The organism is Methylocystis sp. Uni0008, assembly GCF_056838045.1.
In genome coordinates this window covers 3,805,058-3,825,258 of sequence record NZ_CM166370.1, presented here as the reverse complement: position 1 = coordinate 3,825,258, position 20,201 = coordinate 3,805,058, and the positions used below count along the sequence as shown (strand labels likewise).

The following is a 20,201-nucleotide window of genomic DNA, read 5'->3' as shown; positions in this document are numbered from 1 at the left end:
CTCAGCGCAGGAACTCTCCGCACTGCGGAACTTCGTTCTGGCCGCCCCAGGGCTGGATGGCGATGGTCGAGGTGGAGCTTTCCGGCGAGCCTTCAACGAGCTTGTCCGAATAGACCATGTAGACGAGCACATTGCGCTTGGCGTCGCAGCCGCGCACGATGTGCATCCGCTTGAACAGCAAGGAGCGACGCTCGCTGAACGTCGTGTCGCCCTGGCTGAACTTCTCCTTGAATTTGATCGGGCCGTACTGCCGGCAGGCGAGCGAAACCTCCGACGTCTGCTCGGCGACGCCGAACATGCCCGCGACGCCGCCCTTTTCATGCGCCGTATAATAACAGGCGACGCCGTCGATCATCGGATCGTCGATCGCATAGGTGGCGAGCTTGTCGTTGGGGGTGAGGAGTTTGAAATCAACTGACCTGCGGAAGATGAGATCTGGCCCGCTCTGCGCGAGAGCCGGCGCCGCGCCAAGAGAAAGTGTGAAAACCGTCGGAATCAGAGCCAGCAGTCTGGAAAGCTTCATGTCGGCAACCTCCTTGGCGACGCCGCCGCCGATATGGGCGAAGTAACGCGCCAAGGGAAGGGTTTCGACCCTGGGCGGAGCAAAAAAGTTCGGCGGGGCCAAGGGATGGGGCACCCGCTGTCGGCGCCTTGTTGCGGACACGATGCGCGCGATTAATCGAACGACGTTTGCTCCGCGGCGTGGATTGGTGAAAATGACGCGATTCGCCGCTAGCGTCGCGCGCCAAACGTCGGCGCCATGCGACCGCGCCGGCTCCTGAAGGGGCGTGTGAAAGCCAAAACTACAATGAGGCCGCGACCATAGACCTCTTTTCCACGAAGGGCGCCTCGAAGCGGGCGATACTGGCGGCCGTCGCCGGCGTCGCGTTCGGCTTCTTCGCCGTCTCGCCCGCCGCAGGCGAAAGTCCCTACTGCACGGAGTTGCGCGCGCAGATCGCCCGCGCCAGCGCCGGCAGCAGCGCGGGCCGGTACCAGGCGGCCGCCGCCAAGCAGCGCGGCGAATACGCCCGCGTCGCCGCGCGGGCGCGCGCGCTCGGCTGCGATCGCGGCCAGTTCCTGTTCTTCGGCGAGCCCCCGCCGCCCCAGTGCGGACCGATCAATGCGCAGCTCAATCAGCTCTCGGGCGCCATCGCCTCCTATGATCGCGCGGTCGCGGACGATGGCGGCCAGCGCCAGGCGCTCGCCGCCCGCTATGAGGCGGAATGCCGCAATCCCCAGGCGGCGCAAGCGCGCTTGGGGCGGCCGCGCAATTTCTTCGAGGAGCTGTTCGGCGTCGGCGCCGACGAGAGCCCCGGAATGCGCGAAGTTCCTGGACCGGACCCCGATCAGGAGGAGCTTTCGGACGGCAAGCCGCGCGGCGGGCCAATGGCGATCTGCGTGCGCCAATGCGACGGCGGCTTTTTCCCGCTCAGCTACTCGGCGCGCAGCTCCAATCTGGACGATCTTGCGACAATGTGCCGGGCGCTTTGTCCGAACGCCGAGGTGAAACTCTATACGGCGTCGCAGTCGAAGGTGCTCAGCTCCGCGCTTTCGATCGACGGCGAGGCGTATTCGGACCACCCCAACGCGCATAAATTCGAGAAGACCTACGATCCGGCCTGCGGCTGCAAGCCGCCCGGCCAGTCATGGGCGGAGGCGCTCGCCGAAGCCGAACGGCTCATCGCCGAGCGCCACGCGAAGGATCAGGTCGTCACCGCCGAACAGGCGGAGCAATTGTCGCGTCCGCTGCCGCCCGGCGCCTCGCGGGGCCGGAAGGGAAAAGGACCGGCGCAGGCGCCTGAGACGGCAGCCCCCGATGCGGCGGCGCAGCCGCAACCCAGCCCGCAGGAAGGCGCGGCGGCGACGACGCCCGAGACCTATCGCGAAGTCGTCGGCCCGGACGGAATCAAGCGCCGTGTGCGGGTCGTCGCGCCGGCGTTGTGATCGTCGCCCGTCGGCTCGGTCTCAACCGAGTCAAGGCATATGCGCCTTCACGGTCTCGATCAGCTGTTTGATCGAGAACGGCTTGGCGAGGAAGCCGAAGTCGCCCTCGGGAAGATTCTTGGCGAAGGCCTCTTCGGCGTAGCCGGAGACGAAGATGACCTTCGCCGTGACGCCGCGCTTGCGCAACTCAGCGAACATCGCCGGCCCGTCCATCTCCGGCATCACCACATCGGAGACGATGAGGTCGATCTTGCCGTCGACCCGATCGACGACCTCGAGCGCCTCCATGCCGGTCGCCGCTTCGAGCACGGTGAAACCGCGCGAACTCAAGGCGCGCGCGCCGATGGAACGCACGGCGTCCTCGTCTTCGACCAGGAGAACCACGCCCTGCCCCGTATAGTCCGCCGCCGCCTTGGGCGTATCCGACTTCGCGGACGTTTCTTTTTCTTCCGGCACATATCGCGGCAGGAAGATGCGGAACACCGTTCCCCTGCCGATCTCGCTGTCCACGAAGATGAAGCCGCCAGATTGCTTGATGATGCCGAAAACGGTCGAAAGTCCCAGACCGGTGCCTTTGCCGACCTCCTTCGTCGTGAAGAACGGCTCGAAAATCTTTTCCTTCACATCGGCGGGAATGCCGCTGCCCGTGTCCTCGACCTCGACCAACACGTAATCCGCCGGCGGCAGCGCCGCTTCACCGAAGGCGGCGCATTCGGAGACGGCGACATTGCGCGTGCGGACCTGCACGCGGCCGCCTGTCTCCGGCATTGCGTCGCGCGCATTGACGACGAGATTGATGATCACCTGTTCGAACTGGGTGATGTCGGCCTTCACGAACCAGAGATCGCGGCCGAGACGCAGTTCGAGTTCGTTCTTTTCGCCAACGACGCGGCGCAGGAGATTCTGCACCTCCGAGAGCGCGTCGCCGAGTTGCAGGACCTGCGGGCGCAGCGTCTGCCGCCGAGAGAAGGCGAGCAGTTGCCGCGTCAGGCCTGCCGCGCGATTGGCGGTCTCCTTGATCTGGCGGATGTCCCGGAACGCTGGGTCTGTCGGCCGATGGCTCGAGAGCAGCAGATCCGAATAGCCGATGATCGCCGTCAGCATATTGTTGAAGTCATGCGCGATGCCGCCGGCGAGCTGACCGACCGCGTTCATCTTCTGCGACTGTGCGAACTCTTCCTGCAGCTTGCGTTGTTCGCTCGTGTCGAGCGCGTAGATCATCGCGCCCTTCTTGCCGGCGTCCTCGGCGGAAGAAACGAAGAATCGGGCCGAGCGCGACGCCGCGCCGTCTTCCTCGAAGACGACGTTGACCGGCCGCACTTCGCCCTTGCCTTCGAGGGCGTCTTCGATCGCGCTGCGCAAGGCGGCGCCGTCGCGTTCGCCGAGCCCCGCGAGCACCGACCAGGGCGCAGCGGCCTTGCCCTGGCCCGACTTCAACGCCTGCGGCAGCAGCTTGGCAAAGGCCGCGTTCGACGTCAGCACGCGGCCCTCGCCGTCGAGCGTCGCCATCGCCATCGGCGTCGAATTGAAGAAGCGCGCGAAACGCACCTCGGCGGCGCGCAAATTCTCTTCAGGCTGTTCGCCCGACGACCGGTTGAGCACCAGCGTGCGCGAGGGGCCGGCTTCCCCGTCCTGACCGAAAGCGACCTGGTGCAGCAGCCTGACGGGAAGCGACTTGCCGTCACGGCGGCGCAGGTCGAGATCGATCTGCTCGGTGCGAACGTCGCCCGGCGCGCCAGAAATGGCGGCGAGCAGCGCCGCGCCGCTATGGGCGACGATGGACGACAGCGTCGCGCCGCCGGATCCGACCTGCGTGAGATCATAGCCCAGCCAGCCGGCGAGCGTTTTATTCATGTAGGAAACGGCGCCGTCGGGACTCGCGGAGAAGAAACCAGCCGGCGCGTGATCCAGAAAGTCGATCGCGTGCTGGAGCTCCTGGAAGACATTCTCCTGCCGCTGTCGATCCGCGGTCACGTCGGCGACCGCCCAAAGGCACAGCCGTCCGCCCGCCGCGGGCAGCGGCCGAACGCGAATGCGATACCAGCCGACCGCCCCCTGTCCGGTGAGCGGCGGCGAAAGGCGCAGATCTTCGCTATGGGACACGCCCGCGCGCGCCGCCTGCGCCAATCGGTAGATCGCTTCCGAGACTTCGGGCGGTCCCGAGAACAGCCGCTCGACAAGCTGAAGCCCCGAACCTTCTTTCGCGCCGCACATCGCCCTATAGGCTTCGTTGGCGTAGACGATGCGGGCGTCGCCGCGGGTGACGAGCAGCCCTTCGGCGGAAGTATCCGCGATGAGCTTCGTCATGTCATTGCCAACGACCCGGCCGGAGAAGTGGATCAATCCGGCCGCGTAGACCACGAAAAGCAAGATTCCGGCGACGCCGAAAGCCGCCAGCGCCAGAATGGCGAAGCGGGGCGCAAGATCCGAAGGGGTCAGGTAATAGGCGGCGGCAGCCCCGATCAACGCAATGACGAGGGCGAGCGTCAATCCCAGATTGGCGGGCTTTTCGCTGCGCTCAAAGGCCGACGCTTCCGTCCTGTCGGTCATTTCTTAACCACCCGCGCCATATATCGCCGATCGCGCGACGGCCATGCTGACGCCGGCGCGTCGATGTTTACTCTGCCGACGCTTACAGAATCATTCAAAACAATGGCCGTGAACGCCAACAATAGCAACGCCGCAAGTCGGAATAGGACGCTGATTCGTCAAACATTAACCATTCATTAACCTTTTTTCGGCGCTTGTCAGGAATGCTGTTAATTTGGCAAGGTTCACGCGCGTTCGAACGAGAGACCAGCCGTTCATGCCAGATAAATTCACCCAACTGCTGCCGGCGCTCGGAGCGCTCGTCGCGTTCCTCGTCGCTGCGGTGCTCGTGCTTTATATTTTCCGTCTGTTATTCGGACGCCGCATTCGTTCGCCCGGAGGCCGCAACCGCGCGCGCCGGTTGGACATCGTCGACGTGTTCGACCTCGACCGCGAGCGCCAGCTCGTCATTGTGCGGCGCGACAATACCGAACATCTGCTTCTGATCGGGGGACCCAACGACGTCCTGGTCGAGCAGGCGATCAGCCGACCTGAAGCCGTCATGGGCCGACCGCAGGAGCAGCGCGCCCCGGCGCCGGCGGCCGCGAATTGGCCGGCGGGTCCCTCGGCGCCGCCCAGAGAGCTGGAGGCGCCGCCGCCGAAGCCGATCGCCGCAGCCGCCGTAAACCTGCCGCCTGATCTATTCGCGCCGGCCCCAGCGAAGCCTGCAGCGCCGCCCGCGCCGCCGCCCGCGGCCCCGCCGCCGCCGGCTGGCCCAAGGATTTCGAGCCCGGCCGCCCCGCCGCCGCCGCGCCCCGCGCCGCCGCGCTCGCCGACGCCGCCCTTCCTTGCCCGCGCCCAGCAGCGACTATCGCCGCGCCCCAAGGAGCCAGCGCCGCCCGAGGCCGCAGCTCCGCCGCCTCCGCCCCCGCCAGCAGCTCCCCCGCCTGCAAGACCGGCCGAGCCGCCGCCGGCTCCCAAACCCGCAGCGCCGCCGCCTCCGCCGGCCGCCGCGAGACCTGCCGCGCCGCCGCCTGCGCCTCCGCCGCCGCCCCGGCCGGCGGCTCCGCCGCCTCCCCCGCCGCCGCCACCGGCGGCTCCGGCCGACGTCGATCCGCTTGATTCGCTCGAGGCGGAGATGGCGCGGCTGCTCGGCCGGCCCGGCGAAAAGGAATAGAGGATAAAGAAAGGGCGTCGCCATTGGCGACGCCCTTATGTTTTTCGGCGAAGGTTGCGCGGTTCAGTCGTCCCGATAGACCTTCTCGCGCCGTTCATGACGCTCCTGCGCCTCGATCGACAATGTCGCGATCGGACGAGCGTCGAGGCGCTTCAGCGAGATCGGCTCTCCCGTCTCCTCGCAATAGCCGTAAGTGCCGTCCTCGAGGCGCGTCAGCGCCGCGTCGATCTTGGCGATCAGCTTGCGCTGCCGGTCTCGGGCGCGCAGCTCGATCGCGCGATCGGTTTCGGACGAGGCGCGATCTGCAAGATCAGGATGGTTTTCATTTTCATTCTGCAAGGCTGCGAGCGTTTCGCGACTTTCGTGCAGAATGTCTTCCTTCCATGCCAGCAGTTTACGCCGGAAATATTCGCGCTGCCGATCGCACATAAAGGGTTCGTCTTCGGAAGGCTTATAAGTTTCTTCCAGATCCACCGCCATCTCGCGAATCCTTAATTGGCCTATAGGCGACGCCTATATAAACGTGACCGGCGCCACTTACAATCAATACTCGCGCCGCGTTTACTCCGTAGCTCTACGGAGATTTTCGTCGATCTTGTCCAGGAAGCCGGTCGTCGACAGCCATCTCTGATTGCACCCGACGAGCAGGGCGAGATCCTTGGTCATGAAGCCCGACTCGACGGTGGCGACGCACACTTCCTCGAGCGTGCGGGCGAAGCGGGTCAGTTCGTCGTTGCCGTCGAGCTTGCCGCGATGCGCGAGCGCGCGCGTCCATGCGAAAATCGAGGCGATCGAGTTGGTCGAGGTCTCATGGCCCTTCTGGTGCTCGCGATAATGGCGCGTAACTGTGCCGTGAGCGGCTTCCGCCTCGACGGTCTTGCCGTCGGGCGTCATGAGCACGCTCGTCATCAGTCCGAGCGAACCGAAGCCCTGCGCAACCGTGTCGGATTGGACGTCGCCGTCGTAATTCTTGCACGCCCAGATGTAGCCGCCTGACCATTTGAGCGCGGAAGCGACCATGTCGTCGATCAGACGATGCTCATACGTCAGCCCAAGGGCCTGGAACTGCGATTTGAATTCGGCGTCGTAAATCTGCTGAAAGAGATCCTTGAACCGGCCGTCATAGGCTTTGAGGATCGTGTTCTTAGTCGACAGATAGACCGGATATTTGCGCGTCAGCCCGTAGTTGAAGGTCGCGCGGGCGAACTCGCTGATCGACTCGTCGAGGTTGTACATCGCCAGCGCGACGCCCGAGCCCGGAAACTGGAAGACTTCCTTCTCGATGACGTCGCCGTCGACGCCTTCGAACCTGATCGTCAGACGACCCTTGCCGGGCACTTTGAAGTCTGTCGCCTTATACTGATCGCCAAAGGCGTGGCGCCCGACGATGATCGGCTGAGTCCATCCCGGCACCAGGCGCGGCACGTTTCTGCAGATGATCGGTTCGCGGAAGATGACGCCGCCGAGGATGTTGCGGATGGTGCCGTTCGGCGATTTCCACATCTCTTTGAGATTGAATTCCTTCACCCGCGCCTCGTCGGGCGTGATGGTCGCGCATTTCACGCCGACGCCATGCTCCTTGATGGCGTAGGCCGCATCGACCGTCACCTGATCGTTGGTGGCGTCGCGATTCTGGATCGAGAGATCGTAATAGAGGAGATCGACGTCGAGATAGGGCCGGATGAGCTTTTCCTTGATCGCGGCCCAGATGATGCGGGTCATTTCGTCGCCGTCGAGTTCGACGACAGGATTCGCAACCTTGATCTTCCGCATGCGCCCGCTCCTCTTTTGCCGCGCGCCTTATAGCGTCGACTGGAGGGTTTGGGTAGCAATCCCGGGGCCTTCCGGCGAACGCCGATGCGGCCTTCCCCCGGAGCCCTTTCCGCCCTAATTTGCCGCCGCTTTAGCGCAGGAGGCGAATTGGTCGGGGCGGGAACGGATCGCAGCAAGACGGCTCTCTCGGGCGGCCCGGCAATCGTGCTCGTGCGTCCTCAGCTCGCCGTCAACATCGGCATGTGCGCGCGCGCCATGGCCAATTTCGGCCTCTCCGATCTGCGCCTCGTCGCGCCCCGTGAAGGCTGGCCCCGCACCGGCGCCTATCGCAAAGGCGCCTATGCGGCGGCGGCGGGCGCCGTGCATCTTCTCGAAAGCGCCAAGCTCTACGCGAGCGTGCGCGAGGCGATCGAAGACCTCTCCTTCGTCTACGCCGCGACGGCGCGCGGTCGCGGCCAGATGAAGCCGGTATTGACGCCCGCGCAGGCGATGCCATCGACGTCGTTGCGCATGGCGGAAGGCGAGAAGCATGGCGTGCTGTTTGGCCCCGAGCGCACCGGCCTCGACAATGACGACGTCGGGCTCGCCGACGCCATCCTCACCTTTCCGGTTAACCCCGCCTACGCCTCACTCAATCTCGCGCAGGCGGTGCTGCTCACCGGCTACGAGTGGTTTCGGGCCGCGCATGGCGACGCCATTCCCTTCGAGATCGAGGAACGCTCGCCGCCGGCGACGCGGGAGATGACGCTCGCCTTTTTCGATTTTCTCGAAGGCGAACTCGACAAGCGCGGCTTCTTTCGGCCGCTGACGAAAAAGCCTGTGATGTCGCGCAACCTGCGCAACATGTTTCATCGCATGGGGCTTACGGAGCAGGACGTGCGCACGCTCTGGGGCGTCGTCGTTCGGCTCGTTGAAGGGCCCCGCCGGGAGCCCAAGAAAGCGGGCCGGAGGAAGACGACCGAAGCTGCGCCGGATGAAACGGCGGAGCCCACAGCTCCTGGCGCGGGGAACAGATAAGGCTCGACGTTCTCAGCGTCCTCAGTCCTCCCCCATCCGGTATCCCACGCCCGGCTCGGTCAGAATCAGCTGCGGCGCCGCCGCATCCGCTTCGATCTTCGCGCGCAGCTGGCCGATGAACACCCTGAGATAGGGCGTGTCTTCGACATGCGCCGGCCCCCATACCTTCGTTAAAATCTGCCGGTGCGTCATCACCCGGCCAGGATGCGACGCCAAAAGCGCCAGAAGCTCGAATTCTTTGGGCGTCAATTTGATTGGCGCGTCGGCGACCGTCACGCGCCGCGTTCGAAAATCGATCGCGAGCGGCCCAAGCGCAATCCGCTCGACCGGCGCAGCGTTGGTTCCGCGCATGCGCAAACAGGCGCGGATGCGGGCGAGCAATTCTCTTATGCCAAAGGGCTTCTCCACATAGTCATTTGCGCCGAGATCAAGCGCGGCGACTTTCTCCGTCTCGCGTTCACGCGCCGAGAGCACGATGATCGGCGTCTCGAAACGTTCGCGCACGGCGCCGATCACGAGCTTGCCATCCATGTCGGGGAGACCGAGATCCAGAACAATGAGCGCCGGATCGCGCAGCTCTGTGAGACGCAGCGCGTCCTTTCCGGTCGCCGCCTGCTCCACGTCATAGCCCGCGGCAGTCAGCGAATGGCGCAGGAAACGCTGAATCTGCGGCTCGTCGTCGACAATGAGAACAAGCGGCCGTTCGATCACGCGTCCAACTCCGAGGCCGCTGGCAGAATGACGCGCATGCGCGTTCCATGATCTCCGATCACGGGGCTCTCCGCCTTTATCGTCCCACCAAGCGCCGTCACTGCGCCGCGACATATCGCGAGACCAAGCCCCGCGCCGGCGACCCGCGCGCCATCGCCGCGGTAAAATTTCTCAAAGATCAGATCGAGATCTTCCCTTGCGACGCCGCCTCCCTCGTCGAGGACTGCAAACTCGACCTCTTCGCCGTTCTTCGAAACGGCGACGCGCACAGGTCGGCACGTGGGTGAAAACTTCACCGCGTTGTCGATCAGATTGAAGAAGACCTGTTCGAGCAGGATTGGGTCCGCATGGACAAAGGCTGCGGCCGTCCCTGTATCGAACAGAATCGAGGCCTCGGGAAAAGAAGTCAGCGCGCGCCTGACCGCTGCTGCGGCGACGTCCACGGCGTCGATCCATTCGCTTCTGATGTTCAGGCCAGCTTCGAGCCGGGTCATCGCCAAAAGATTGGCGACGAAGCGCGAAAGACGTCCTGTTTCCTCTTCGATCGCCTGCAGCAGATCGCTACGCGATTCAGCTGGCATTTCATTCCCGAATTCACGCAGGCTCGTGACCGAACCGAGGATGGTGGCGAGCGGGGTGCGCAAATCATGTGAGATCGAGGAAAGAAGCGCTGAGCGAATGCGCTCCTGTTCAACTGCGGCGCGAGCGTCTGCAGCCTCGCGCGCGAAGGCCATACGGTCCATCGCAAGTTCGGCCTGTCGCAGCATGGCGTCGACCGCCTGGCGCCTTTCGGCCGACGCTCCTTCGCCGAAATTCACGCCATGGACAGCGACAATCTTTGCGCCGCGCCGGAACGGGAGGAATGAAAATCTGCTGCCGGACCAGCCTGCGGCCGTGGCGGCCTGCGGGCTGCCATATCGCATCGCCCGATCCGCCGCGAGGAGATCAGCTTCGCCGAAGGCCGGAGGCGCCGGATCGGTTCCGCCGGCGACGCTTAGTCGATCGCCCTCGAGCGTGGCGCCGTCAGGCTTTAGAACGACGACCTCGCCGCCGGCCGCGCGCGCAAGATGGCGTCGGAGCAGCGATTCGATTTCATCGCCGCTCCCCGCTCCCGAAAGATCGGCGGAGAAGTCGGAGAGAATTTCGAGAACGTCGGCGCGATGGCGGGCGGCGTCCGCTTCTTCGCGCATGCGCCCCGCAAGCACGCCGGTCACCGCAGCGACGAGCAGAAAAATGCCGAGAGCCAGCGCATCTTCGGGCCGCGCGACCGAAAGCGTGTGCCGCGGCTCCACGAAGAAGAAATTGTAGCCGACGAAAGCCAGCGCCGCTGCGAGCAGTCCGGTCCAGAAACCGTAGCGAATGGCGCTGACGAGCACGGGAACAAGGAAAACCAGCGGAAGGCTTGCGCTTGGCGTCCAATCGGCCAGCGCTCGACATAACAGCGTGGCCGCCGCGACGAAGACCGTCGCTCCCGCAAGCCCGGCAGGCGTCGGCGACGTGCGCCAGCCGGTCCGGTGTGGGAGCGCCGCTGTGGATCTGTGAGCGTTCATTCCCAGGACCTGAGCCCGAGCGCAGGCTTTGTCCATGGTCTTTATGGAATCCTTATACGACCGCGTCGAACGCCGTCTCGTTTCTTTATGCGCGCGGATCCAGACTTCCGCTCCATGGCGCCGCTCCCCGGCGAAATGGATAAACAATGGACGCTGCGATTCAGACTTCAGAGCATCGGCCCGCGGACAACGCCGCGCGCGCGGGCTTCTGGACGCTTACGCTGGGCGCAATCGGCGTCGTCTACGGCGACATCGGCACATCGCCGCTCTATGCCTTTCGTGAGGCGATGCTCGCCGCTTCGCAAGGCCGGGGGAGCGTGGATTCCGCCAATGTGCTCGGCGTCCTCTCCCTCATCCTCTGGGCGTTGACCATCGTCGTCACGCTCAAATATGTGATTGTGCTTTTGCGCGCGGACAATCAGGGCGAAGGCGGCACCCTGACGCTGCTTACGCTCGCCCAGCAGTCGCTGGGGCGCGCGGCGCCCGCCATTGTCCTTCTCGGCGCGCTGGGCGCTGCGCTCTTCTTCGGCGACGCGCTGATCACGCCGGCGATTTCGGTCCTCTCGGCCGTCGAGGGGCTCAAGCTCGTGACAAGCCAGTTCGAACCCTATGTCGCGCCGATCGCCGCGGGGATCATCGTGGGGCTGTTTCTCTTCCAGCGACGGGGCACCGCGGCGGTGGCGAGTTGGTTCGGCCCGATCACGCTGCTCTGGTTCATCGTCCTGGCGCTCGGCGGCGCGATGCAGATCGCGCACAATCTTCTGGTTCTCGAAGCGGTCAATCCTCTCCACGCGATCCGGTTCCTCTCGGATCATGGCGAGATCGGGCTGTTCACGCTCGGCGCCGTTTTTCTCGCAGTCACCGGAGCGGAGGCGCTCTACGCCGATCTCGGCCATTTTGGCCGTCGTCCGATCCGCTTCGCCTGGCTCTGTGTCGCCTTGCCGGCGCTTGTGCTGAACTATGTCGGCCAGGGCGCGCTGGTGCTGGCCGCTCCCGAGACGATCAAGGATCCGTTCTTCCTGCTCTACCCCGAATGGGCGCTGCCTTTTATTGTCGCGCTCGCGACTCTGGCGACGATCATCGCCAGCCAGGCTGTCATTACCGGCTCCTATTCGCTGACGGCGCAGGCGATCCGGCTGCGGCTCCTGCCGCGCATGCGCAGTCGGCATACTTCCGAAGGGCATTCGGGTCAGATCTACATGCCGACCGTGAACGCGCTGCTGCTCATCGGCGTGCTTGCTCTCGTCGCCTCATTTGGCTCGTCCAGCCGGCTCGCCAGCGCCTATGGCATCGCCGTGACCGGCACGATGGCGGTGACCACACTGCTCGCAATGATCGTCGTATATCGCCACTGGCGCTGGCCATTGTGGGCGACGGCGGCGCTCATGACGCCCTTTCTTGCAATCGACCTTGTTTTCCTTGGAGCTAACCTCATGAAGCTCTTGGAGGGCGGCTTCGTGCCGCTGCTCATCGCCGGGGCGATGCTGCTCCTGATGCGCTCGTGGATGCGCGGCACCAGCCTCCTTGAAGAGAAGGCGCAGCAGTCGGACGTTCCGCTGCGGGTGGTCGTCGACAATCTGGAAAAGAAGCCGCCGACGCTTGTGCCGGGCACGGGCGTCTATCTCACGACTCAGCCGCAGCTTGCGCCAGTCGCCTTGCTGCACATGCTGAAGCACTTCAAGGCGCTGCATGAACACAATGTGATCCTCACGATCGTGACCGCCGATGTGCCGCGCGTGCCGGACAGCGAACGCATCGAGATGTTCGAAATCAACGGCCTGTTCCGCCAGGTGACGATGAGCTTCGGCTATATGGAGGAGCCCAATGTGCCCTATGGGCTTAGCCTCTGTCGCAAGCTCGGGTGGAAGTTCGACATCATGTCGACGTCGTTCCTGCTCTCGCGGCGCGCGCTGAAGCCGGCGGCCAGCAGCGCCATGCCAGGCTGGCAGCGCAGTCTCTTCATCTTTCTCGCGCGCAACGCCACGAACGCCAGCGACTATTTCCATATTCCGGCGGGGCGCGTGGTCGAGATCGGGGCGCAGGTCAATCTTTAGTTCGCTGCTCTCGCCGCGCCTCCCCTAGTGAAAAGATGGCTTTGGTCCCCGGGCCGGCTGGGGCGCGCCGGCCGCGAGCGGACTCGCCTGATGGTGGACGAGCCGCCAACGTTCCCCGTTCCAGCGAAACCAGTTCGTCGCAAGCAGCAGGCCGCCGCCGACTTCCTCGACGCAAAAGACGCGCCCGTCGGCGCCCTCGATCAGCGTCTGGGGATCCCGCGCCGTCACCGCCTCCTGGCCCGGATTTCGGAAAATGTCGCGGTAAGATGCGAGCACCGGCATGCGCCCGATGATCGCTGGCCAGCCCGGGTGAACGCAGGAGACGCCCTCCTCCGCCCAGAGCTCGTTCATCGCGCCCAGATCGCGGGCGGCGAAGGCCTGGTAATAGGCGTTGTTGGCCTCGAGCAGCGCAGTTTCATCCATCGGGCGACACTGCGAGATTCGCTCGGGCATGGCAAATGCAAGCTGAGCCAAAAGGATGGATCGATGGATGGGCTGACATGGTTCGGACTCTTCGCGGTAAGCGCGATGCTGCTGACTTATTCACTGGAGGATCGCAGCCACTGGTTCGTGCTCGCGTTCGCGGGCGCCTGCGCCCTGGGATCGATCTACGGATTTATCCAGGGCGCATGGCCGTTCGGCCTGGTGGAGGCGGTATGGGCCTTGGTCGCTCTCAATCGCTGGCGGTCGCGTCACCCCTCGCAGGATTCCGACGAAGCCATTAAATAATGTCGACGTCACAAAACGCCGAAATCGTGATATTGGCGCGTTTCCCGCCGGCCTTGAACCGGACGCAGGAGGCTCTCGATGTTCATCCAGACTGAATCGACCCCCAACCCAGCAACGCTGAAGTTTCTGCCCGGCCAGGAGGTTCTCGGCCGGGGCGCGATGGAATTCCGCTCGCTCGACGACGCCTCCAACGCGCCGCTCGCGCAGGCGCTGCTCTCGATCGACGGCGTCGAGGCGGTGATGTATGGCGCGGACTTCGTCTCGGTGACGAAGAACGGCGCCGACTGGCCGCATCTCAAGCCCGCCATCCTCGGCACCATCATGGAGCATTTCGCCTCGGGCGCGCCGCTCCTGATCGAAGGGGCGGCGCCGGCGCAGTCCGGCGGCGAGTTCTATGACGCCGCCGACGCCGAGACGGTCGCCACGATCAAGGAGCTGATCGAAACCCGCGTGCGCCCGGCGGTCGCCGGCGACGGCGGCGATATTGTCTTCCGGGGCTTCAAGGACGGCGTCGTCTATCTCGCCATGAAGGGCGCCTGCTCCGGATGCCCCTCGTCCACCGCGACGTTGCGGCACGGCATCGAGAACCTGCTCAAGCATTTTCTGCCCCAGGTGAAGGCGGTCGAGCCGGCATAGCGGGCGGCGGTCCGGGAGACTGCGTTGATCGCGCCTCGAAAAGCGTCATAATCAACGAATCATGCGAATCCTTGCGATCGACACCGCTCTGCCAGCCGTCTCGGCCTGCGTGCTGGATCATGACGCGGCCGAGCCGCTCGCCGCCGAAACGATCGAGATGGAGCGCGGCCACGCCGAGGCGCTGCTGCCGCTGATCAGAAGGGTCATGAGCAAGGTCGAGGGCGGCTTTGGCTCGCTCGATCGCGTCGCCGTGACCGTGGGACCCGGCTCCTTCACCGGCATTCGCATCGGGCTCGCCGCCGGCCAGGCCATCGCGCTCGCCTGCAAGGCGGAGATTGTCGGCGTCTCGACGCTCGCCGCGCTTGCGGCGCCGCTGATTATCGAGCCGTTCGACGGCGTCGTGGCGGCGGCGATCGATGCGCGGCACGGCAAGGTCTACATCGCCGCCTTCGGGCCAAACGGCCGCCCGCTGCTCACCCCGCGCCGAATGAGCGCGCATGAAGCGCTGCGCGCGCTTGGGACCGGTCCGCTGCTCCTGATCGGCTCCGGCGCGACGCTCCTTGCGAAGGAGGCGCGCACGCGAGGGGTGCAGGTCAAGATCGCGAGCGAGCGGTTGGCGCCGGATATCGCTCTTGTGGCCCGACTCGGCGGCGCGGCGCAGCCGGAAACGGCGCCAGCGAGACCGCTTTATCTCAAGGAGCCTGACGTCACCATGCCAGGCTCGCGGCCCGACCCCGGAAAGGCGGCGGCGCCGCCGCAGGATGCGGCGCCCGGCGCGCGTTCGGCCGCCGCCCCGGCGCAGGCGTGAGCTTGCGCCATGACGCTGCTATCGTCCTTCTTCGCGAAGCCGACATTCATCATCGAACCGATCGGCGCCGAGCACGCCGAGGAATGCGAACGCCTGCATGGCGCGTCATTCGCCTTCGGCTGGTCGAAGATTGATTTCGAGAATTATCTCACCGACGCGCATATCGTCGCTGACGGCGCGGTGGCGGAGAATAGAAGGGGCGAGCTTGGCGGATTTATCCTCTCCCGGCTGACGCCGCCGGACGCCGAAGTCCTTACTTTCGCCGTCGACCCCGCGCGCCGCGGGGCGGGACTGGGCCGGCGCATACTGCAAAAGCATTTGGAGAATCTCGAGCGCGGCGGTGCCCGGCTCGTCTTTCTGGAAGTCGCCGACGACAATGAGGCCGCGCTGAAGCTCTATGGTCGGGAGGGCTTCAAGGAGATCGGACGGCGCGAGAACTATTACCAGCGCGCCAACGGCCAGCGCCGCGCCGCGATCAATCTGCGGCTGGAGATCTGAGCGCTAAACGCTTGCGCGCCCGCGCATCGCTAGACTAAACTAATGAGGCTTAGTCCACACGGGGCGCTCATGCGCATAGTGAACATCCACGAGGCGAAAACCCAATTATCGAAGCTGGTCGATCTCGCTTCGAAGGGCGAGCCCTTCATCATCGCCAAAGCCGGAAAGCCTTTGGTAAAGGTGACGCCGCTCGAGTCCGCGATGAAGCCCAAGCCGCGTCGATTAGGCTTTATGGCTGGAGAGGGGCTTATTCCTGAAGATTTCGACCGTATGGGCGCAGTCGAAATCGACCGGCTGTTTGCGGGCGAAGAGTGAGACTTCTGCTCGACACGCACATTGTCCTGTGGGCCGCCATATCGCCGGATCGCCTCTCCAAAAGGGCCCAGTCGCTCCTTCGCGAAGAGTCCAATGAACTCGTCTATAGCGTCGCGAGCCTCTGGGAGATCGTCATAAAAAGCGGCCTCAATCGTGCGGATTTCAAGGTCGATCCGCGGGCGTTGCGTCGAGGTCTCCTGGAGAACGACTACATCGAGTTGCCCGTGACGGGCCAACATGCGCTTGCGACGGATGCGCTGCCGTGGATCCATCGCGACCCGTTCGATCGACTGCTGATGCTCAGGCCATCGTAGAAGGAATCACGCTGCTGACAGCGGATGCGCTGCTTTCGCGCTACGGCGGCCTGGTTCGGAAAATTTGATGTTCCGGCCCGATCGGGAAAAAATGTCGTATACTGTCCCCGCTCGGAGAACGCCCCGAGTCGCCGCGGCGAGCAATGGAGCGGAAAAATAGTCACGGACGTCAAAGAGCTGATTGAGACGCGATCCAAGCCTCAGCGGTCCGAGGCTCCACAGCCAGCCAAAGTCCTGGTCAAGTCTTACGGCTGCCAGATGAACGTCTATGACGCGACGCGCATGGCCGATCTGCTCGGCCGGGACGGCTACGTCGAAACGAATCGCGAAGAAGACGCAGATCTCGTCATCCTCAACACCTGCCATATCCGCGAGAAGGCCGCGGAAAAAATCTATTCCGAACTCGGCAAGCTGGCGATCGCCAAACGCGCTCTGAACGCGCAGGGCCGCGACATGAAGATCGTCGTCGCCGGCTGCGTTGCGCAGGCCGAGGGCGAAGAGGTGCTCAAGCGCCAGCGCGCCGTCGATCTCGTCGTCGGTCCCCAGAGCTATCACCGACTGCCGGAGCTTCTCCGCCAGGCCAAGGACGGCGCGCGGCTCGCCGATACGGAATTCGCCGTTGAGGACAAGTTTCATGCCCTGCCCGCGCCCAGCCGGGCGCAAATTCGCGCGCGCGGCGTTTCAGCTTTCATCACCGTTCAGGAAGGCTGCGACAAATTCTGCTCGTTCTGCGTCGTGCCTTACACGCGCGGCGCCGAAGCGTCGCGTCCCGTCGCCGAGATCGTCGCCGAAAGCCAAAGGCTCGTCGACGCCGGCGTTGGCGAAATCACGCTGATTGGGCAGAACGTCAACGCCTATCGCGGGCCTGACGCAAAGGGCCGCGAATCGAGCCTTGCGCAGCTTCTCGATCGGCTCTCGCAAATGGAAGGCCTTGCGCGACTGCGCTACACGACAAGTCATCCGGTCGACATGGCGCAGGAGTTGATTGACGCGCATGGCGCGATTCCAAAACTGATGCCCTATGTGCATCTACCCGTTCAGTCTGGTTCGGACCGCGTTCTGAAGGCCATGAACCGCAAGCACGGCGCGGACGCATATCTCTCGATCGTCGAGCGCCTTCGAAAGGTCCGTCCCGACGTCGCGCTGTCGTCGGATTTCATCGTCGGTTTTCCAGGCGAGAGCGACGCCGATTTCGAGGCGACGATGACGCTCGTGCGCGCTGTGGGATTCGCCTCGAGCTTTTCCTTCAAATATTCACCGCGGCCCGGCACGCCCGCCGCCGACCGCGACGATCAGATCGATGAGAATGTAAAGAGCGAACGCCTCGCGGCGCTGCAAACCCTGCTCGAAGAGCAGCGGCAGGCGTTCAACGCGGCGACTGTCGGCCGGGAAGTCGGCGTGCTTTTTGAAAAGCCGGGGCGGCACGAGGGACAAATCGCCGGCAAGAGTCCCTATATGCAGGCTGTGCATGTCGAGGGCCCGATGGCGTTTATCGGACGCGAAGCGAGAGTGACGATCATCGCGGCGGGATCGAATTCCCTGGCCGCGCGACTCATGAGCGAGGAGGCGAAGGCTTGACGACGATCGACGACCCGTTGCTCGCGGCGCGGGGACCGGAGGCGGCTGAGCCCGAAGCGGAAATCACGCTCGCCTTTGAAAACAACCGTCACGCTTCGCTCGTTTTCGGCCTCTACGACCAGAACCTCGCCAAGATCGAACGACGATTGCGCATCGCCTCGTTCGCGAACGGCAATCACGTCACGCTCAAAGGCAAGGCCGAGTCCTGCGAACATGCGCGCCGCGTGCTTGAAGCGCTCTATGAGCGCGTCGCGCTCGGTCAGACGATCACGCTTGGCGACGTCGACGGCGCCATCGAAGAGACGGCGCGTCAACGCAGCCTGTTTCCCGATTCCGAGCCGGCTCGGGGCGCTTTCGAACAGATCATGACCCGAAAGCGGGGTTCCGTGCGCGCGCGCAACGCCGCGCAGGACCAGTATCTGCGCGCGCTCAAGCGCTACGAACTGGTTTTCGCCGAAGGCCCCGCGGGCACCGGCAAGACCTGGCTCGCGGTCGGCCACGCGGTGCAGCTGATGGAGCAAGGCGCGGTTGAACGGCTGATTCTGTCGCGCCCCGCGGTCGAAGCCGGCGAGCGACTCGGGTTTTTGCCGGGCGATATGCGCGAAAAGGTCGACCCCTATCTTCGCCCGATCTACGACGCGCTTCACGATTTCATGGATGCGCGCATGGTCGAACGGGGCATGCAGACGGGCCTCATCGAAGTCGCTCCGCTCGCGTTCATGCGCGGACGGACGCTGACGCGAAGCTGCATCCTGCTCGACGAGGCGCAGAACGCCAGCTCGATGCAGATGAAGATGTTTCTGACGCGGCTCGGCGAGGGCTCACGCATGATCGTCACCGGCGATCCCTCGCAGACCGACCTGCCGCCCGGACAGAAATCCGGCCTCTCCGAAGCGGTCGCCCTGCTCTCGGACCTGGATGTCGTGGGTCGGGTGAGATTTTCGGAAGGCGATGTGGTGCGTCACGACCTCGTCCGCCAGATCGTCGGAGCCTATGAGCGCGCCGCGCGCGCCAACAAGCAGTCGCGCGGGGAACTCTGACCTTGGAGATCGACGTGAATGTCGCCGCGCCCGCCTGGCGGCGGATGGATGGCCTCGAAGATCTGGCCAAAGCGTGCGTTCGGCAGAGTCTCGCCGAGAGCGGAGCCGCGATCGCGCCCGAATGTGAAATCAGCGTCACGTTCTGCGACGATGCGGCGATCCGGACGCTCAACGCCGAGTGGCGCGGCAAGGACCAGCCGACAAATGTCCTGTCTTTTCCGACCCCTGGGCCGCTTGGGCGCAAGCCGCTCCTCGGCGACGTCATCATCGCCTACGAAACCGTGGCCAGAGAGGCGGAGGAGCAACGAAAGCCCGTACGCGCCCACGTCGCCCATATGGTCGCGCATGGATTTCTGCACCTGATCGGATATGATCACGAGACCGCCGCCGAGGCTGAGCGGATGGAGGCGCTGGAGCGTAAGATCGCGACGGCGCTGGGTTTTCCCGACCCCTATGCGGACGAGGCACACGGGCCGGCGGGCGGAGCGAATTGAATTAGCGCATGTCGACGCCATACGATAACGCCGACGATCCAATTCCATTAAGACGCGCTGGCGACGCACCCCGCCTGAGCCTCGTCGACCGGCTGCGAGGCCTTCTCGGTCTCGCGCCAGGCTCGGTTCGCGAGGATATCGAGGACAGGCTCGAAGAATCAGCGGGCGATGTAACCCCGCATGAGCGCGCGCTATTGAAGAACGTGCTCGGCCTGCACGACATGCGCGTCGACGACGCCATGATTCCCCGCGCCGACATCATCGCCATTTCGCTCGATGCGCCGCTGCGCGAAGCGCTCGAGCTGTTTCGCGCCGCCGCCCATTCACGCCTGCCGGTTTACGCCGATACGCTCGACGACCCGCGCGGCATGATTCATATCCGCGACTTCGTCAATCATATCGCGTGCTGCGCCGATCGGCCCCAGGGCGCCGACGTTACGACCGTCGAACCGAAAAAAATCGACTTCGACACGCCGCTCTCGCAGGCGAACCTGCTCAAGCCGGTGCTCTTCGTCCCTCGCTCGATGCCGGCGCTTGATCTTTTGATCCGCATGCAGGCGACGCGCACGCATCTGGCGCTCGTCATCGACGAATATGGCGGCACCGACGGGCTCGTCACCATCGAAGATATCATGGAGATGATCGTCGGCGACATCGAGGACGAACATGACGTCGTCGACGAGTCGGGCTTCGTCGAACTCGAGAACGGCGACTTCATCGTCGATGGACGCGCCGATCTCGACGAAGTGACGGCGCGGCTTGGCGTCGACTTCAGGCTCGAAGATACGCCGACTGAAGTGACCACGCTCGGCGGTCTCGTCGCCTGGCTCGCCGGCCGGGTGCCGATGCGCGGCGAAATCATCGCGACGCCGGTCGAATCCTACGAATTCGAGATCGTCGACGCCGATCCGCGGCGCGTCGGCAAGCTGCGCGTGCGCTCGCGCCGGCAAGCGTGAGATCTCCCTTCGGGCGCATAATTCTGTCCGCTGAATCGCGTTAAGGTCGGCCCCAGCCGATTCGCTTAGCGTCGAGGT

Annotated in this window: 21 protein-coding genes; 14 read left to right on the top strand and 7 right to left on the bottom strand. The window is 64.5% G+C overall.

All coding sequences use genetic code 11. The annotated features are described in order from the left end of the window. Position 1 precedes the first annotated feature (1 nt). Positions 2-523, bottom strand: coding sequence for a CreA family protein (locus AC0X69_RS18930; protein WP_482613448.1), 522 nt, complete (start codon positions 521-523; stop codon positions 2-4). Between the two features lie 419 nt (positions 524-942). On the opposite strand from AC0X69_RS18930, the gene AC0X69_RS18925 reads away from it, so the two are divergent. Then, positions 943-1,944, top strand: a complete 1,002-nt coding sequence (locus AC0X69_RS18925) for a DUF2865 domain-containing protein (RefSeq protein ID WP_482609764.1) — start codon at positions 943-945, stop codon at positions 1,942-1,944. A gap of 30 nt (positions 1,945-1,974) precedes the next feature. On the opposite strand, the gene cckA is transcribed toward AC0X69_RS18925, so the two are convergent. Beyond that, positions 1,975-4,494, bottom strand: coding sequence for a cell cycle histidine kinase CckA (gene cckA / locus AC0X69_RS18920; protein ID WP_482609762.1), 2,520 nt, complete (start codon positions 4,492-4,494; stop codon positions 1,975-1,977). Positions 4,495-4,750: 256 nt separating this feature from the next. Here cckA and AC0X69_RS18915 point away from each other — a divergent pair, with 256 nt between their 5' ends. After that, complete coding sequence (locus tag AC0X69_RS18915) at positions 4,751-5,650, top strand: hypothetical protein (RefSeq protein WP_482609760.1); 900 nt, start codon at positions 4,751-4,753, stop codon at positions 5,648-5,650. 63 nt (positions 5,651-5,713) lie between these two features. Here AC0X69_RS18915 and dksA read toward each other — a convergent pair whose 3' ends face one another. Together dksA and AC0X69_RS18905 are read right to left on the bottom strand one after the other, a co-directional pair. After that, positions 5,714-6,130: an RNA polymerase-binding protein DksA gene (dksA, locus tag AC0X69_RS18910; RefSeq protein WP_482609758.1), complete on the bottom strand. Its 417-nt coding sequence runs from the start codon at positions 6,128-6,130 to the stop codon at positions 5,714-5,716. 81 nt (positions 6,131-6,211) lie between these two features. Then, complete coding sequence (locus tag AC0X69_RS18905) at positions 6,212-7,423, bottom strand: NADP-dependent isocitrate dehydrogenase (protein ID WP_482609756.1); 1,212 nt, start codon at positions 7,421-7,423, stop codon at positions 6,212-6,214. 147 nt (positions 7,424-7,570) lie between these two features. Here AC0X69_RS18905 and AC0X69_RS18900 point away from each other — a divergent pair, with 147 nt between their 5' ends. Next, the gene (locus AC0X69_RS18900; protein ID WP_482609754.1) at positions 7,571-8,440 is read left to right on the top strand and encodes an RNA methyltransferase; all 870 of its coding nucleotides are present in this window, start codon (positions 7,571-7,573) and stop codon (positions 8,438-8,440) included. Between the two features lie 21 nt (positions 8,441-8,461). On the opposite strand, the gene AC0X69_RS18895 is transcribed toward AC0X69_RS18900, so the two are convergent. Together AC0X69_RS18895 and AC0X69_RS18890 are read right to left on the bottom strand one after the other, a co-directional pair. Continuing rightward, complete coding sequence (locus AC0X69_RS18895; RefSeq protein ID WP_482613447.1) at positions 8,462-9,148, bottom strand: response regulator; 687 nt, start codon at positions 9,146-9,148, stop codon at positions 8,462-8,464. Further along, positions 9,148-10,701 (bottom strand): DUF4118 domain-containing protein, encoded by a 1,554-nt coding sequence (locus tag AC0X69_RS18890; RefSeq protein WP_482609752.1) that lies wholly within the window; start codon positions 10,699-10,701, stop codon positions 9,148-9,150. The genes AC0X69_RS18895 and AC0X69_RS18890 overlap by 1 nt, the downstream gene beginning before the upstream one ends. 146 nt (positions 10,702-10,847) lie before the next feature. Between AC0X69_RS18890 and AC0X69_RS18885 the strand changes: the two genes are divergently transcribed. Further along, a complete protein-coding gene (locus AC0X69_RS18885) occupies positions 10,848-12,755 on the top strand; it encodes a potassium transporter Kup (RefSeq protein ID WP_482609750.1) in 1,908 nt (635 codons plus the stop codon). Positions 12,756-12,779: 24 nt separating this feature from the next. Here AC0X69_RS18885 and AC0X69_RS18880 read toward each other — a convergent pair whose 3' ends face one another. Then, complete coding sequence (locus AC0X69_RS18880; RefSeq protein WP_482609748.1) at positions 12,780-13,178, bottom strand: nuclear transport factor 2 family protein; 399 nt, start codon at positions 13,176-13,178, stop codon at positions 12,780-12,782. Between the two features lie 63 nt (positions 13,179-13,241). Here AC0X69_RS18880 and AC0X69_RS18875 point away from each other — a divergent pair, with 63 nt between their 5' ends. The 10 genes from AC0X69_RS18875 to AC0X69_RS18830 all read left to right on the top strand — a co-directional run bounded on the left by AC0X69_RS18875 (position 13,242) and on the right by AC0X69_RS18830 (position 20,123). Next, positions 13,242-13,484, top strand: coding sequence for a hypothetical protein (locus tag AC0X69_RS18875; protein ID WP_482609746.1), 243 nt, complete (start codon positions 13,242-13,244; stop codon positions 13,482-13,484). Positions 13,485-13,562: 78 nt separating this feature from the next. After that, positions 13,563-14,120 (top strand): NifU family protein, encoded by a 558-nt coding sequence (locus AC0X69_RS18870; RefSeq protein WP_482609744.1) that lies wholly within the window; start codon positions 13,563-13,565, stop codon positions 14,118-14,120. Positions 14,121-14,181: 61 nt separating this feature from the next. Further along, on the top strand, positions 14,182-14,928 hold the full coding sequence (gene tsaB / locus AC0X69_RS18865) for a tRNA (adenosine(37)-N6)-threonylcarbamoyltransferase complex dimerization subunit type 1 TsaB (protein ID WP_482609742.1): 747 nt from the start codon (positions 14,182-14,184) through the stop codon (positions 14,926-14,928). Between the two features lie 9 nt (positions 14,929-14,937). Further along, a complete protein-coding gene (locus tag AC0X69_RS18860; protein WP_482609740.1) occupies positions 14,938-15,426 on the top strand; it encodes a GNAT family N-acetyltransferase in 489 nt (162 codons plus the stop codon). Positions 15,427-15,495: 69 nt separating this feature from the next. Then, entirely contained in the window at positions 15,496-15,741 is a 246-nt protein-coding gene (locus tag AC0X69_RS18855) for a type II toxin-antitoxin system Phd/YefM family antitoxin (protein ID WP_482609738.1), read from the top strand. Further along, complete coding sequence (locus tag AC0X69_RS18850) at positions 15,738-16,055, top strand: type II toxin-antitoxin system VapC family toxin (protein WP_482609736.1); 318 nt, start codon at positions 15,738-15,740, stop codon at positions 16,053-16,055. Before AC0X69_RS18855 ends, AC0X69_RS18850 begins: the two co-directional genes overlap by 4 nt. Before the next feature lie 258 nt (positions 16,056-16,313). Beyond that, complete coding sequence (gene miaB, locus AC0X69_RS18845; RefSeq protein ID WP_482609734.1) at positions 16,314-17,633, top strand: tRNA (N6-isopentenyl adenosine(37)-C2)-methylthiotransferase MiaB; 1,320 nt, start codon at positions 16,314-16,316, stop codon at positions 17,631-17,633. After that, on the top strand, positions 17,630-18,673 hold the full coding sequence (locus tag AC0X69_RS18840) for a PhoH family protein (RefSeq protein ID WP_482609732.1): 1,044 nt from the start codon (positions 17,630-17,632) through the stop codon (positions 18,671-18,673). The genes miaB and AC0X69_RS18840 overlap by 4 nt, the downstream gene beginning before the upstream one ends. Before the next feature lie 2 nt (positions 18,674-18,675). After that, positions 18,676-19,167: an rRNA maturation RNase YbeY gene (gene ybeY, locus AC0X69_RS18835; protein WP_482609730.1), complete on the top strand. Its 492-nt coding sequence runs from the start codon at positions 18,676-18,678 to the stop codon at positions 19,165-19,167. A gap of 8 nt (positions 19,168-19,175) precedes the next feature. Continuing rightward, positions 19,176-20,123, top strand: coding sequence for a hemolysin family protein (locus tag AC0X69_RS18830; protein WP_482609728.1), 948 nt, complete (start codon positions 19,176-19,178; stop codon positions 20,121-20,123). Positions 20,124-20,201: the final 78 nt, after the last annotated feature.